The organism is Eubacterium sp. MSJ-13 (assembly GCF_018918235.1).
GTDB lineage: Bacteria > Bacillota > Clostridia > Lachnospirales > Lachnospiraceae > Butyribacter.
Genome location: NZ_JAHLQE010000120.1, coordinates 1 through 16,219, shown reverse-complemented (window position 1 = coordinate 16,219; position 16,219 = coordinate 1). Strand labels below are relative to the sequence as shown.

At 39.7% G+C, this 16,219-nt stretch carries 12 protein-coding genes and 1 tRNA gene; all 13 read right to left on the bottom strand.

Features of this window, described 5'->3' with window-relative positions; all coding sequences use genetic code 11:
• Positions 1 to 182 precede the first annotated feature (182 nt).
• The 13 genes from KQI69_RS07650 to KQI69_RS07590 all read right to left on the bottom strand — a co-directional run bounded on the left by KQI69_RS07650 (position 183) and on the right by KQI69_RS07590 (position 16,024).
• Complete coding sequence (locus KQI69_RS07650; RefSeq protein WP_216564770.1) at positions 183 to 1,532, bottom strand: glucose-6-phosphate isomerase; 1,350 nt, start codon at positions 1,530 to 1,532, stop codon at positions 183 to 185.
• Positions 1,533 to 2,210: 678 nt separating this feature from the next.
• Positions 2,211 to 3,551, bottom strand: coding sequence for a replicative DNA helicase (gene dnaB, locus KQI69_RS07645; RefSeq protein WP_216564768.1), 1,341 nt, complete (start codon positions 3,549 to 3,551; stop codon positions 2,211 to 2,213).
• Between the two features lie 25 nt (positions 3,552 to 3,576).
• Positions 3,577 to 4,023, bottom strand: a complete 447-nt coding sequence (gene rplI / locus KQI69_RS07640; protein WP_216564767.1) for a 50S ribosomal protein L9 — start codon at positions 4,021 to 4,023, stop codon at positions 3,577 to 3,579.
• Positions 4,024 to 4,025: 2 nt separating this feature from the next.
• Positions 4,026 to 6,077, bottom strand: a complete 2,052-nt coding sequence (locus tag KQI69_RS07635) for a DHH family phosphoesterase (RefSeq protein WP_216564766.1) — start codon at positions 6,075 to 6,077, stop codon at positions 4,026 to 4,028.
• 133 nt (positions 6,078 to 6,210) lie between these two features.
• Positions 6,211 to 7,071 (bottom strand): class I SAM-dependent methyltransferase, encoded by an 861-nt coding sequence (locus tag KQI69_RS07630; protein ID WP_216564765.1) that lies wholly within the window; start codon positions 7,069 to 7,071, stop codon positions 6,211 to 6,213.
• Positions 7,072 to 7,096: 25 nt separating this feature from the next.
• Positions 7,097 to 10,270, bottom strand: coding sequence for an ATP-binding protein (locus KQI69_RS07625; RefSeq protein ID WP_216564764.1), 3,174 nt, complete (start codon positions 10,268 to 10,270; stop codon positions 7,097 to 7,099).
• A 247-nt stretch (positions 10,271 to 10,517) separates the two neighbouring features.
• Complete coding sequence (locus KQI69_RS07620) at positions 10,518 to 11,309, bottom strand: RnfABCDGE type electron transport complex subunit B (RefSeq protein ID WP_253289056.1); 792 nt, start codon at positions 11,307 to 11,309, stop codon at positions 10,518 to 10,520.
• Between the two features lie 15 nt (positions 11,310 to 11,324).
• A complete protein-coding gene (rsxA, locus tag KQI69_RS07615; protein WP_022013603.1) occupies positions 11,325 to 11,897 on the bottom strand; it encodes an electron transport complex subunit RsxA in 573 nt (190 codons plus the stop codon).
• A 5-nt stretch (positions 11,898 to 11,902) separates the two neighbouring features.
• The gene (gene rsxE / locus KQI69_RS07610; RefSeq protein ID WP_216564762.1) at positions 11,903 to 12,709 is read right to left on the bottom strand and encodes an electron transport complex subunit RsxE; all 807 of its coding nucleotides are present in this window, start codon (positions 12,707 to 12,709) and stop codon (positions 11,903 to 11,905) included.
• A 12-nt stretch (positions 12,710 to 12,721) separates the two neighbouring features.
• On the bottom strand, positions 12,722 to 13,372 hold the full coding sequence (locus tag KQI69_RS07605; RefSeq protein ID WP_216564761.1) for an RnfABCDGE type electron transport complex subunit G: 651 nt from the start codon (positions 13,370 to 13,372) through the stop codon (positions 12,722 to 12,724).
• The gene (locus tag KQI69_RS07600; RefSeq protein WP_216564760.1) at positions 13,362 to 14,354 is read right to left on the bottom strand and encodes an RnfABCDGE type electron transport complex subunit D; all 993 of its coding nucleotides are present in this window, start codon (positions 14,352 to 14,354) and stop codon (positions 13,362 to 13,364) included. The genes KQI69_RS07605 and KQI69_RS07600 overlap by 11 nt, the downstream gene beginning before the upstream one ends.
• Positions 14,355 to 14,366: 12 nt before the next feature.
• A complete protein-coding gene (rsxC, locus tag KQI69_RS07595) occupies positions 14,367 to 15,689 on the bottom strand; it encodes an electron transport complex subunit RsxC (RefSeq protein WP_216564759.1) in 1,323 nt (440 codons plus the stop codon).
• A 262-nt stretch (positions 15,690 to 15,951) separates the two neighbouring features.
• Positions 15,952 to 16,024, bottom strand: a tRNA-Thr gene (locus KQI69_RS07590).
• Positions 16,025 to 16,219 lie beyond the last annotated feature (195 nt).

The following is a 16,219-nucleotide window of genomic DNA, read 5'->3' as shown; positions in this document are numbered from 1 at the left end:
TCGCAATTCTCGTTGGTTTTCCACTATGTTACGAGCATTTTCCTATAACATAAAAAACAGGATACTCTTCCTGCTCCAAGACATCTCTATCTCAAAACAAAAATCATATCCTGTCTTATATCTATCTTACTATGTTATTTAGTCAAGCGGATATTCGCAATCCACTCTGCTGCTTGATAGTATTAAAGTCTCTTCATAAGTTCTTCTCTCTGAGCTTCAAATCCCGGTTTTCCAAGTAATGCGAACATGTTTTTCTTGTAGCTTTCTACACCCGGCTGGTTGAATGGGTTTACTCCAAGGATATATCCGCTGACACCACATGCAAACTCATAGAAGTAGAAAAGCTGTCCAAGATAGAACTCGTTCTGCTCAGGTACTTTTACTACAAGGTTTGGTACATTTCCGTCTGTATGTGCAAGCTGTGTTCCCTTCATAGCACTCTTGTTGATAAAGTCAAGTGTCTTGCCTGCAAGATAGTTAAGTCCGTCAAGGTCAACTGCCTCTTCCTGAATAGTGATATCATATGAAGGTTTCTCAAGTTCCATGATAGTCTCGAACATGATACGGCTTCCGTCCTGGATAAACTGTCCCATTGAATGAAGGTCTGTTGTAAGATCAACTGATGCAGGGAAGATACCCTTCTGGTCTTTTCCTTCACTCTCACCAAAGAGCTGTTTCCACCACTCTGCTACATAATGGAATGCAGGCTCGTAGTTTCCAAGAATCTCAACACTCTTTCCTTTGCGGAGAAGAATATTTCTGATTGCTGCATATTTTAATGACTCATTCTCATCAAAGTCCTTGTTTAAGCAGATCTCTCTCATAGAAGCAGCACCTTCCATAAGTTTTGTGATATCTGCACCGCTTACTGCGATTGGAAGAAGTCCTACTGCTGTAAGTACTGAGAAACGGCCTCCTACATCATCAGGTACAACAAATGTCTCATAACCTTCTTCTGTTGAAAGGTTCTTGAGTGCTCCCTTTGCCTTATCTGTTGTAGCATAGATTCTCTTAGCTGCTTCCTCTTTGCCGTACTTCTTCTCAAGCATCTCTTTGAATATTCTGAAAGCTACAGCAGGCTCTGTTGTTGTTCCTGATTTACTGATAATATTTACTGAGAAATCCCTGTCTCCGATAACTTCTATAAGCTGTGAGAGATATGTTCCACTAAGGCTGTTTCCACAATAATAAATCTCAGGTGTTTTGCGAATCTCTTTAGATACGCTGTTGTAGAAACCATGTCTTAAAAACTCAATTGCTGCCCTTGCTCCAAGATATGAACCACCGATACCAATCACAAGAAGTACCTCTGAATCAGATTTAATCTTTTCTGCCGCCTTCTGAATACGGGCAAACTCCTCCTTGTCATAATCAACCGGAAGGTCAATCCATCCGAGGAAATCATTACCTGCACCTGACTTACTTACAAGCACATCCTTTGCATCATTTGCAATCTTTGCCATAGACTTGATTTCGTCCTCTGACACAATACCATTTGTTAATGAGTAATCAAATTTTACCTGTGTTCCCATTATCGTAATCCTCCATTCCTTTGTCTAAACACCTGTGAATTTTCCACCACTGTCTGAACATTCCAAAACCTGACAGCCATCGAAAATATATTATTATGTTATATGTAGTAAAACATCTCCATTACCACACTTATCTATATAATATAAGTAATCCACAGTCATTTCAAGTTTAATTATTTAATTTATTATATATTAAAATTCCTAGAATTTTAACTTAACCATCTGTATATTAAGTCTTAATTTAGCATACAGTATTTAACAATACCATTAACCACATATATCTCATAATACAGATGCCCCTCCCATATACCGAAACATAAGGTCTCCTGTTGTCCACCCTACCCACCAAAACTTCCCCCTCCACATAAACCATAGTCATTCACAATAGCTTTATCACCTAAAAGTGAACTACCCATCACCTAAAGATAGTGGTTTTTCCGGCTAACATTTTATAAAACCATAAAATCACAACCACACAACACCCACACTCCATCGCAACACAGCTCTGAATGAGGAGTATTATTCTGACCGAATGGCGTTAGAACTGCATCGGTACTTAGCGGGCGTATTATGCCCGCTTATGTACCGCTACGCAGTTCTCCGAGCGAAAGCGTCCATGAGGCGGAATAATACTCCTCATTCAGAGCGTCCGTCCCCCCAAAACACCATCCCAAAAATCTACCTCTGATACTCCAAATTTCCAAACTTAGTATACTGCGACAACCACGCAAGCTCCACCGGTCCTGTCGGACCACTCCTCTGCTTTGCCACAATAACCTCCGCTACGCCCTTCTTTTCTGAATCAGGATTGTAATATTCATCTCTGTATATAAACATGACGATATCCGCATCCTGCTCTATCGCTCCGGATTCTCGAAGGTCTGACAGCATAGGTCGTTTGTCAGGTCTTGACTCGACGGCTCGTGAAAGCTGTGATAAAGCTATGACCGGAACATTGAGTTCTCTCGCCATAACTTTAAGCGAACGCGAGATATCAGATATTTCCTGCTGTCTGCTGTCACTTTTTCTCTTTCCTGCACCTGTCATAAGCTGAAGGTAATCTATTATTACAAGGTCAAGTCCCTGCTCTATCTTTAGCTTACGACATTTTAAGCGAAGCTCTGATGCAGTGATTCCTGATGTATCATCTATCACAAGATTTGAGTTACCTATCTTTCGCACACTTCCTACAAGTTTATCCCAGTCTTCATCCTCAAGGTCACCTGTTCGTATCTTCTGTGAATCAACCATTGAATTCATGGCAAGCATACGCTTTATAAGCTGCTCCTTGCTCATCTCAAGACTGAAAAGAGCTATCGTGCTTTTGCTGTGAAGTGCTACATACTCGGCAATATTTAAGACAAACGCCGTTTTACCCATAGCAGGTCTTGCCGCTATAAGTATAAGGTCTGACTTCTGTAATCCTGCGGTCTTTGCATCTAAATCCCTGAATCCTGTTTCAAGACCTGTTATGTTACCCTTCTGCTTGGCAGCCTTCTCTATGCTGTCAAGTGTCCTTAGCACAACATCCCTTATAGGCTCAAACTCACTTCCGCCACGCTGCTGTATTACATCAAAGACACTCTTTTCCGTATCTTCGAGAATATCCTCCAACGGCTGTGCATCCATGTAACACTCTTTTGTTACCTGCTCGGTAACTTTTATAAGCCTTCTTAAAACTGCCTTTTCATGCACGATATCAGCATAAAATTTCACATTTGCTGATGTAGGAACGCCCGCTAGAAGTTCCCCAAGATACTCCACACTGTAAAGTTCAGGAGTAACCTCTTTTTCACGAAGTTTATTCTGAATCGTAACAAGGTCTGCTCCAACTCCGTCCCTGTACATTTCTACAAGAGCATCAAAAATTATCCCATACTGCTGTTGATAGAATTCTACTGATGTAAGTATCTCGGAACATATCATTATTGCATCCGAATTTAACATCATAGCTCCGATAACGGCTCTCTCCGCTTCCACATTGTGAGGTGGAAGTCTTTTTATCACTTCTTCTTCCACTGTTTTACCTCATATAAATATACTTTTAAGCCTGTTTTACGACAACTCTGAGTTCTGCTGTCACTTCCTTATGAAGTTTTATCTTGACATTAAATGTTCCGGGACTCTTTATAGGCACATCAAGTTCCATTTTCTTCTTATCAAGCTCATATCCAAGCTGGCTTTTTGCCGCTGCCGCAATTTCCTTTGTTGAAACAGAGCCAAAACTTCTTCCGCCCGAACCTGTCTTTATCGAAACCGTTACCTGCTTTTCCTCAAGTTCTTTTGCAAATGCCTTTGCAGCCTCAAGTTTTTCTTTTGCTACCTTCTCCTCGTTTTTCTTCTGAAGTTTAAGCTCATTAAGATTATTTGATGTTGCCTCAACACCGAGCTTCTTCTTTAAGATAAAGTTTCTTGCATAACCGTCATTTACCTTTACTATCTCACCTTTTTTTCCAAGAGATTTCACATCTTCCAATAATATTACCTGCATTTCTATATTTCTCCTTCCTCAATCATCTTATCTATTTCCTGTTTTAGCATATTTTTTGCGGTTTCCACATCAACATTTTCAAGCTGTGCAGCCGCCATATTTATATGACCTCCACCGCCAAACTTCTCCATCATGACCTGAACATTTACCTCATCAATCGAACGGGCACTTATATAGATTTTGCCCCTGTACTTTGTAAGTACGAATGATGCCTTAACTCCGTTTATGTCAAGAAGTGAATTTGCAATTTTAGAACCAAACACAGTAGGAGACTCGATACCTTCGCTCTTATTCTCAGCTATCGCAAAACCACCTTCATAAAGCTCTGTATCCTGAATAGCTGCCGCCCTTATCTTGTACTCGTTAATATCCTCTCTGAATGCCTTTCTTATGCGGACTGCATCTGCACCATTTCTTCTAAGATACGCCATTGCCTCAAATGTTCTGACACCTGTCTTATTTGAAAAATAATTGGTGTCTATCATAATACCCGCATACATTGCCTCTGCCTCCGCCGACTTGAGTTTAAGACCATTGCCTATATACTGTGATATCTCAGCAACCATCTCACTTGCCGATGACGCATACGGTTCAATGTAAAACAGTAAAGCCTTGTCAATGGCATCTCCCGCCTGTCTGTGATGATCTATAACAACAACGGACTGAGCCTGCTCGATAAGTTCAGGGCACTCCGTATAACTTGCTCTGTTTACATCAACGATCACAAGCAGGGTATTTTCATCTACAAGCTCTTTTGCCTCATCACCTGTTATGATCATATCGTCCTCATATTCCTTTGTATAAAATCTGTCTCTTATAGGTTTAACAGACTGGCTTACCTCATTTAATACAACATTTGCCTTTCTGTTAAGTGTCTTTGCAATACGGTATATACCTACTGAAGCACCAAAGGAATCAACATCGCCTATCGAATGTCCCATTACGACAACTCTTTCCTTGCCCTCTATAAGTTCCTTTAAAGCATGTGCTTTTACCCTTGCCTTTACTCTCGTGTTCCTCTCTATCTGAACGCTCTTTCCACCATAAAATTTTTCCTGGTCTGCCGACTTGACTACCGCCTGGTCACCGCCTCTTCCAAGTGCAAGGTCAATAGCCGCACGAGCAAGGTCATATCTTTCAACAAATGTGTCTTTTCCCACACCGATACCGATACTTATAGTGGCACTCGACTCGTTTCCGAGATTTATGCTCCTTATCTCTTCTAAAATACAAAAACGATTTGAACAGATTTCCGCAAGATAACTCTGTTTAAACAAAAACAGAAATTTATCTTTTTCCAGCTTTTTAGATATAGCATCTATCCCCTGCATATATTTGTTTATCTTTCTGTCTATCAGTGCCATGATAAGTGACTGTCTTATCTCATCAATATTGTCAATAAGCTCATCATAATTGTCAATATACAAAAGACCGACAACAAGATTTTCGGCCTCTCTTTTCTGCTCAAGTTCCATGATATCAGTCTCATCATACAAAAAGACAGAAATAAGCCTGCTGTTGTCCATAAGCTGACTTATGTCAGTTTTTATGGTATCATCATCATTTGCATTTTCTGACACAACGAGCTTCATAACAACACGATAATATTTATCCTCTGACTTTACATGTATGACTTTAACCTCATCTGAATCCGGAAGGCTTTCCAATGTAATCTCTTCAAATATATTTGCAATATTTCTTCTTGCCGCCTTCTTATTGACTATTACTGAAACAAATTCATCATTGCCCCACAACATGTGACCGTCCTCGCTCAGAACAGCAAAAGGAACAGTAAGAGTTTTCATCATACGCATCTGCATTTCGCCATAGTTTGCAGCAAATTCTATCAGATCCTTTTTTATTTTTCTTCTTCCTGAAAAACCGATAATAAAAGCTATCACCAGATAAAAAGCTGTATAAAATAACCCCATGACACCGGCTTTTACCGATACCGAAAAAAGCTGTATCGTCATCAGAATAAATAACAATCCAAAAACCAGAGGCCATCTCAGATATGTCTTGAGATTCCCTTTAAGCCTTAACCTATGTTTCATTCTATATACTATTCTCCATTCCTGCGCAACACTTAACGCATACTACCTTCATAATGCCTCAGCAGGGCTTATCTTATCTCTGCCCATATAAATATAAGTATATCATCAACAGATATTTACCGTCAAACTATTACTATTTCTCCCACCGGCCTGATGCTCCGCAAGGAAGAACAAGTCCGTTTGATGATACCGGAAGCCCTATTTCCTGTGCATCAACTTTTCCGCCTATCCTCTTAACAAGCTCTGTATTTAACATATAAGAAAGAACTGCCGGCTGTAATCCCGTTGTATAGGAATTTATCAAAAAGAAAAGTGGATCATCTGACAATATCTGTGTACAAAGCTGAATAAACGGATGTATCTTTTCCTCTATCTTCCATATCTCGCCTTTCGGTCCTCTTCCGTATGAAGGCGGATCCATTATGATTCCGTCGTATTTATTACCACGTCTTATCTCTCTTTCAACAAATTTCACACAGTCATCAACAAGCCAGCGGATAGGTGCATCTGAAAGTCCTGATGCCGCCGCATTTTCCTTCGCCCATGTCACCATTCCTTTTGATGCATCTACATGTGTGACGCTTGCTCCCGACGCTGCTGCCGCAAGTGTCGCACCTCCTGTATATGCAAAAAGATTTAAAACCTTTACAGGTCTTTTCGCATTTCTTATCTTCTCTCCAAACCAGTCCCAGTTTACCGCCTGCTCTGGGAAAAGTCCTGTATGCTTGAATTTAAATGGCTGAAGATTAAATACAAGTCTTTCATACTTTATCTGCCATGTATTGGGAAGGTCAAAAAATTCCCATTCACCACCGCCTTTATTACTCCTGTGATAATGTCCGTTCATTTTTTTCCAGCCTTTTGCCTTCTTAGGTGTATCCCAGATAACCTGAGGATCAGGCCTTACCAGTATATAATCTCCCCATCTCTCAAGTTTCTCTCCACCTGATGTATCTATTACTTCATAATCTTTCCAATTGTCTGCGATCCACATATGTTTTCCTCCATAAAATCTGTATTTATAATAATTTTGATATCTCTTTCAACATTTCATCTACCTTAATAGGTTTTGAAATATGTGCATTCATACCGGCCCTTAAAGATTCCTCTACATCCTCCGTAAATGCATTTGCACTCATCGCAACGATAGGCAGCTTCTTTGCATCATCTCTTTCAAGTGCTCTTATCCTCCTAGCTGCCTCATGACCATTCATAACAGGCATGTTTATATCAAGTATGATAAAATTATACTCTCCCTGTTCACTGTTTTCAAACTCCTCAACAGCCTTTAAGCCGTTTTCTCTTACAACTACACTTGCACCATGCATCTCAAGAATTGTTTTTGCGATTTCTGCATTAAGCTCATTATCCTCCGCCAAAAGTATCTTAATACCCTGAAGTTTTGATATCTCAGGGATATCATCATTTTTTTCAGCAGTATATTTATCACATTCCTCCCTGCTTGGATAAGGCAGACTTATCTCAAAACAAAATTCAGAACCTTTGCCTGGTTCACTCTGAACTTCAAGTTTGCCTCCCATAAGATGCACAAAATTGTTGCTTATCGCAAGTCCAAGACCTGTACCACCATATTTTGATGATGCATTCTGACCAACCTGTTCAAACGCAATAAATATTTTCTGCTGATCCGCCTTACTTATTCCTATACCAGTATCTTTTATATTAAACCTGATTCTGGCAGCTTTATTATCCGTATAGATTTCATTGATTCTTACCGTTATCTTTCCATTTTCAGGTGTAAATTTCAATGCGTTTCCTGCAATATTTAAAAGAACCTGACTAAGTCTTAACTCGTCACCTACAACAAGCGGCTTTTCATATTCCCTGTACAGTTCAAATGTGATATTTTTTGCATCTGTCTGTGGCTTCATAAGCATCTCTATCTTATCCGCAATCTTATCAAGACTCATAGTCTTATTTGCAAGCGTCATACGCCCACTCTCAATTTTAGAAAGATCAAGTATATCATTTATAAGTGTAAGCAGATGATGTGATGATGTCTCAATCTTATTAAGACACTCCTCCACCTTGCTGCTGTCATCTATATTTGCTTTTGCTATATCTGTCATACCTACAATAGCATTCATAGGTGTTCTTATCTCATGTGACATATTTGAAAGAAATGCTGTCTTTGCTTTGTTTGCAATGTCAGAATGAAGTTTTATAACATAACCGCCAAGGATATTTGAATATCTTTGAAGGTACCTTTTTTCACTCTTTTTGAAATGTTCTTTTTCCTTCTCAAAAACAACGCCACCCTTTATCATACCCTCAGCAATGATAATACTTATAATAGCATTTTCCAACATATTTTTATATGTGCTTAACCCTCTTACTTCACAATATTTTTTTATCTCCTCATCTGAGAGATCAAATATAACACGCCTGCTCTTCTTTATCTCGTCGAGTATCTTTCTGTCTATATGATTATTTACGGCAAGTTCTTTATTTACATACTTTTTATCTGATGACCATTGATATGTAATATTCGCATTCTTCTGCTCATCATCAAATTCATACACACTTACCCTGTTCAAATGATAAAACAGCCCTGCTCTCGCAAGAGCTATCTGAAGCGAACTTCTAAGATCTTTCGACTCCACAAACAGCTTTTCTATGTCTTTTATAAGTTTTTCATCTTCCTTAGATTTACTTTCATCCAATGGAATCTCATTATCTGTATTATTGTCCTCAAGATATTTATCTATCTCCCTATGCTCATCATCCCCTGACTGTTCATCTGCTCCATCATTATTATTCCTGTTTGCCTTGGCATATTTAAGTGCCACCTCAAATAATTTTTCAAACCACGCCTTACCCGTATTATATCCAAAGTAATATTTAATTCTGTTTATTTCCTTTTCACCAACATATATATTAGATAAAACCCTGCTTATCTCTCTGCGGAGCTTTCTCACATTTACCTCATCACAATTATGTATAAAGAACATAAATGCCGCCCCCGGAAGTTTTGCCACATAGACCTTTTTCTCACATCCGAATTTTCTAAGTTCACCGGCGATCATTACAATGAGATTGTCAGCATAGATATCTCCATAACATTCAACGATATCGTTCATGTTCTTTATATTGATTATCATAACCTCATGTATCTTATCCGGTTTTTCCTCTTCCAGCTCCACCGCTATCTGTCTCACACGTTCAAACGAATACAGTCCTGTAAGCGGATCCCTCTGACTTGCTATTCTCGCTCTTTCCTCCCTCTCTTTCTCACTTGTAATATCGCATAATCTTCCTACTATAAGTTCCAGTTTACCATAATCATCATATATTGCATTCCCCTCATATCTAAACCACTTCTCAACCTTTTTTCCATCTTCATCAAACTCTGCCCTGAAAATATCTGACTGTTCTTTCTTTGTTCCAAGAACCATTTCCATTACTCTCTGCCTGTTTTCACTGTCAAACCACTTACACTCTGAAACAAAATCAATCGCATTTTTTATAACAACTTCCTGCCTTTTTCCTGTTATAGAAGCATTTGCATGGTACTCATCATTAAACATATAATACTCAAATATGATATCATTTGAGTTTTTCATCGCTATATTCATATGAGTATCTTTTCTTATAAGTTCATCTATAAGTTCCCTCTGCTTTTCTATATATGTCCTGAACCTCTTAGCCATATAACGCAAAACAGGAAATATTATAAGAAACTCAAGCGTGATTCCTGCGACAAGCGGAACATACACCTGCACAAATGTTTCCCCTTTATATACATTCTCTAACAGTTCAATAGACCTGAATATATAAGCTATCGCAAAACATACATATGTAAGCAGCATTGTCTTGATAGTAAGATGTTCATCAAAATAAAGGCAGCTCACTATGACAGCAAGCAGCATTGACGCATAAATGCCTATACGATACTGTGCCATAAATACTGACACACATATAACGATACATGTAAGATTATAATGTTTGACAAAATTCTGCGATTTTGACAATCTTATTACGATACTTGGTGACAGACCGCAAAATGTCCCCACCACAAATGCTATAATGCACATATTTCTGCTAATTTCAAATAACCCCATATAATTCAAAAAAAGCATAAACCAAATAATTACAACAGCCTCAACCATCCATTTACAGATTTTTTTATTTACTTCTTCTTCATTTTCTATAAAAAACGGTGTATTATCCATAACTCTCCTCAATCCATCCTTTATATTTATTAAATCTCTATAAAAAGACAAATCTTTTACAATATTCTTTTTTATTATACCATTTTCAACCGCAAAAAAAAAGATATAGACACCGAAATGCCTATATCTTTTTGTCTAAAAGCCGTTTATCAGACAGTAATCGACAATATATCTATATTTTAAAAATCGATTACCAGCAAGCCAAGCGAATGTTCGCAATCCTCTCTTCTGCTTGCTCATAACAATATTAGTGTGCAAGTATAACTTTCTTAGGACATTTAGCTGCACAAGCTCCACATCCCTTACACTTGCTCTGGTCGATATGTGCAATATTGTTCTCTACATGAATGGCATCAAACTTACAAGTCCTTTCGCAAAGACCACATCCGATACATCCCGTATCACATACTGCCATAACCTTAGGTCCCTTATCTTTATTTGAGCAGGCAACCGCCCATTTTGCATCATATGGTACAAGCTCGATAAGTCCGTTCGGACATTCCTCTGCACACTTGCCACACGCAACACATTTTTCTTTATCAACTGTTGCAACACCATGTTCTACATGAATCGCGTCAAATTTGCAGGCTGCCACGCATGAGCCAAATCCCATACATCCGAATGAACAAGCCTTATCTCCGCGTCCCGGTATTGCTGCTGCTCTCTTACAATCTGAAATTCCATAATAGTTTGCCTTGATGCCTGCCTTGTCACATGTTCCTGAACATTTGACATATGCAACCATCTTTACGCTGTCTCCTGCTGCGACACCCATGACATTTCCTATCTTCTCGGCAACTGCCGCACCACCTACAGGACACGCATTTACAGGTGCTTCACCTGCTGCTATGGCCTTCGCCAAAGCATCACATCCTGCATATCCGCAGCCACCACAGTTGTTTCCCGGAAGAAACTCTCTTACTTCGATTTCTTTTTCATCAACAGGAACTGCGAATGCCTTTGCCGCAAATCCTAAAAGGAGTCCTATAAGAAGACCTATTACACCAACAACTACTGCTGCCATTATTACGCCTGTCATTTATACTCCCCCTTTCTATACAAGACCTGCAAAGCCGCAGAATGCTATTGCCATTAAGCTGGCTGTTACAAGTACGATTGGTGTTCCCTTGAAAGAATGAGGAATATCGTTAAATTCGATTCTCTCACGGATACTAGCCAATATAACAATAGATACTAGGAAACCAAGTGCCGTAAACAGACCTGTAACAACACTTTCTATAAAGTTGCAGCCGTTTGTGATGTTGTTAAGAGCAACACCTAAAACTGCACAGTTTGTTGTGATAAGTGGAAGATAAACACCAAGTGCCTCATAAAGAGGTGGCATAAACTTCTTTAATACCATTTCAACGAACTGAACAAGAGCCGCAATTATAAGGATAAATGCGATAGTTTCCAGATACGCAAGTCCCAAAGGAACAAGAATAAAATAATATATCGGATAAGTAATGGCAGATGCTATCGTGATAACGAATGTAACTGCCGCACCCATACCTGCTGCCGTTTCAACTTTCTTTGATACACCGAGGAAAGGACAGATACCGAGGAACTGACTAAGTACAACATTACTTACCAACATTGATGAAATCATAATCACAAATAAATTCACTTAAATCAATCCTCCTTTTTCTGAGCTTCGGCTGCTTTTGCTGCCGCCTCTTTTGCTGCTTTAGCCTTTGCTGCTGCTTCCTTAGCTGCCTGAGCTTTTGCTGCCTTTGCCGCAACTCTCTCAGCCTCAACAAGACCTTTGTTTGCTGCACAGCTTGAACCTATACAGCTTGCACAATTACCGCCACAGGCGATATTTGTATCATTTGTCTCAACATTTGTTGCAGAAGGCATCTTAAGTTTGTTCTGCAATGCCGTAAGGAATGAGAGAACAAGGAATGCTCCCGGTGCAAGTACGAAGAATGTAATATGATAATCTTCAGGGATGAACTGATGATTAAATATAGCACCACTTCCTAAAATCTCACGGCAGATACCGATACAGGTAAGACCAAATGTGAAACCAAGTCCCATACCAAGTCCGTCAAATATTGATGGAAGTACAGGATTTTTAGAAGCATAAGCCTCTGCTCTACCAAGAATAATACAGTTTACAACGATAAGCGGAATGTAAACACCTAACGCACTGTTGAGTGATGGCAGATATGCCTGTAATAAAAGCTGTATTATCGTTACGAACGAAGCAACGATTACGATGAATGCCGGAATACGAACCTTATCCGGAATAACTTTTCTAAGTAATGATATAAACGCATTGGAAAGTATAAGAACTGCCGTTGTCGTAAGTCCCATGCCAAGTCCGTTTATGGCTGAAGATGTAACGGCAAGAGTAGGACACATACCAAGCATCATTACAAAAGTCGGATTTTCGGTAATAATACCGTTTTTTAATCTCTCTGTACAAGAACTCATGTCTTTACCCCCTTACTTTCCAGTCTGAGCTGCGACAAATTTCAGAGCTACATTAACAGCTCTTGTCACACCTTTACTTGTAATTGTAGCACCTGAAATAGCATTAACCGTACCGTTATCTGCACTTCCGCTGCCATCCTTTACAACTGATAATGTTTTATCTGATTTCATTCCTACATACTGGCTGTTCCAAGTCTCTTTAGTCGAATTCTGACCAAGACCAGGTGTTTCATTGCTCGCATCAAGAATCTGAATACCAACAATCTCGCCCTCGTTTGTGACACCGAGTGCGACAGTTACTGCTCCGCCGTAACCTTTTCCGCTTACTTTAAGAACATAACCTGCCTGTGAGCCGTCTTTAGAAGCTGTTCTCGCTTCAATAAGCTCCTCACTTGTATATGAGAATGTATCATCATCTATCTTTCCTGCTGCGACATCTTTCTGGAATGACTCTACAGCCTTTGTAAGGGTATCATCTGCTTTAAACTCTGCGTCCTTATAAACAGCAGCATACGCTTCATTTGTAGCTTTCTCGTCTGCCTTTGCTATAGGATCTTTTGTGATTGTATAAACTCCACCGAGCAAAACACCTGCTATAAGTGTGATAACAAAAAGCATAATGGCATCATGCACAAGTGTTGATTTGTTTTCATTATTTGCCATCTTTAATTCCCTCCTTTCCAAATGGAACAGGAATAGTTACCTTTTCAATCAATGGAACTAACAGGTTACTGATAATGATGGCGTAAGAAACACCCTCTGCTGATGCACCGAAAATACGGAATATACCTGTAAGTACACCGAGAAGCACACCAAACACGATCTGTCCCTTTGGTGTGATAGGACTTGTAACATAGTCTGTTGCCATGAAAAATGCACCGAGCATAAGACCACCGCCACAGATTTCAGCAGCGAGATATGTAAGGTCAAATCCGCGTCCGCCAAATATAAGTGCAAATATCGCAAATGTTCCGATATAGCATACCGGAATTCTCCATGTGATAACTTTCTTTATAAGAAGATAAGCTGCACCGATAAGAAGTGCAAGTGCTGAAGTCTCACCGATAGTTCCTCCGATAGTTCCAAGGAACATCTTAAGAACACTTGTTGCAACCTGTGTCTTGCCGTCACCTGATGCAAGAAGGTCAGCAACTGCAGTAGCCTTGTCACCATTTTTGATGATTGCAAGTGGTGTAGCTCCCGTAACACCATCATATGTAAATGAAGTCATCTTTCCGGCAAATGAAATCATAAGGAAACATCTTGCTCCAAGTGCCGGGTTCATAAAGTTCTGACCAAGTCCACCGAAAAGCTGCTTTACGATGATTATCGCAAATACACTTCCAAGGATAGCCATCCATACAGGGAATGTTGATGACAGGTTGAGTGCCAAAAGCAGTCCTGTAAGTGCTGCACTTCCGTCACTTACCGTAACCGGAAGTTTCATAGCCTTCTGCCAGATGTACTCGGTAAGTACAGTTGTAGCAACGCAGGCTACAATAAGTATCGCTGCCTTTAAGCCGAAGTTAAATATACCAACGGCAGTAGCAGGCATAAGTGCGAGAAAAACATCCCACATGATACTTTTCGTAGAAGATTTGTCACGAACATGTGGTGATGATGAAATATTTAATAAATTACTCACCTTTTATCCCTCCTATTTCTTTCTTCTCTGAGCTGCCACATACTGACGAGCCTGCTTAAATGTCTGTGTAAGAGGACGTTTTGCCGGACATACATAAGTACAGCTTCCGCACTCATAACACTCCATGCCGTTAAGTTTTACAAATGTATCATAGTCATTGTTCATAGCAGCCTGTGCCATCTTCTGAGGTACAAGGTTGCCAGGACAGGCCTGAACACAGCGGCCACATCTGATACAAGCTGTCGGCTCATTCTCTGCGACTTCATCTCTTGTAAGTGCCAAAATAGAAGAAGATGTCTTTGTAACAGGAACATTGAGATCAAACATGGCAAATCCCATCATAGGACCACCTGAGATAATCTTTGCAGGATCCTGTTTAAATCCTTCACCCTCTGCCACGAGGTCTGCATGATTGCAGCCTATGCGTACATTTACATTGATAGGAGTGTTGAACGCATCTCCTGTAAGTGTCATGACTCTTGTGATAAGAGGTGTCTGCTTACAAACAGCTCTGTAAATAGCTATAACAGTAGATATATTGTCAACGATACATCCCGCATCAGCCGGAAGTTTTGCTGAATAAATCTTTCTGCCCGTGATGGCTGAGATAAGAGTACGCTCACCACCCTGTGGATACTTTGTCTTTAAAGGCATAACCTCGATACGGCTTTCTCCCTGGGCTGCTTTTTTCATCTTCTCAATAGCATCAGGCTTATTATCCTCTATTCCAATAACTCCCTCGGCTTTGTCAAAAAGTTTGAGTATGACTTTAAGTCCTCCGATTATCTCCTCCGGACATTCAAGCATCTGTCTGTAGTCAGATGTAAGATACGGCTCACACTCAGCACCGTTTACAAGAATATAATCAATCTTGTCAGGCTCCTTTGGTGTAAGTTTTACATTTGTTGGAAAACCTGCACCACCCATACCTACAATACCAGCTTCTTTTACAATGTTTCGAATCTCATCATTTGACAGTTTGGTATAATCTCTGTCCTCACCAAGCCCTTCAATACCGGTGTATTCTCCATCATTTTCAATAATCACGCAAGTTGCCTTAGAGCCATTTAAGAGCATCCTTGGTTCAACCGCCTTTACAGTTCCAGAAACTGAGCTGCAGATATTTGCTGAGATAAATCCGCTAGCTTCACCAATTTTTTGTCCAACAAGCACTTTATCACCCTTTTGTACAACAGGTGTCGCCGGTGCACCGATATGCTGTGACATAGGAAAAACCATATCACCTTTAGGCATAACAGTCTTTATAGGCAGGTCTTTGGACAATTCCTTTCCCTCGTAAGGATGAACACCCCCACGAAATGTTGCTTCACTCATTCTGGTTCCCCTTTCTTTTTATTTTTTTATATCTCTTTGTCCCCTATTATTTAAGATATAATGTCCCGACTTTCATTGTACCATTTTGCCGAGAATTGTCAATCTTACTACCGAATAATTAAGCATAATCGCCAAAAATGGTAAAAATACTGTGATAATAATTATGCAATAAGCAAACGGCCAATTCGGAACTTTTTGTTTTATAGAACTAACCATTCTATAAAGTAAAAAAACTCCTATGTACTAACATAAGAGTTTCTAAAGCTGCTAACGGGATTTGAACCCGTGGCCTCCGCCTTACCAAGGCGACGCTCTACCTCCTGAGCCATAGCAGCGACTACAGACGATATTATATATTATTTTGTCTTGCATTTCAAGTATTTTTTACACTCATATTTTAAAATTTGTAACAGTTTACAAAATGCCGGATTTTCTACTCATGTTATGTGACAGGCAGCAATCACAGCTTCTCATGTCAAGCGGATATTCGCAATCCGCTTTGCTACTTGCTCATAACACTATTAGCTGCT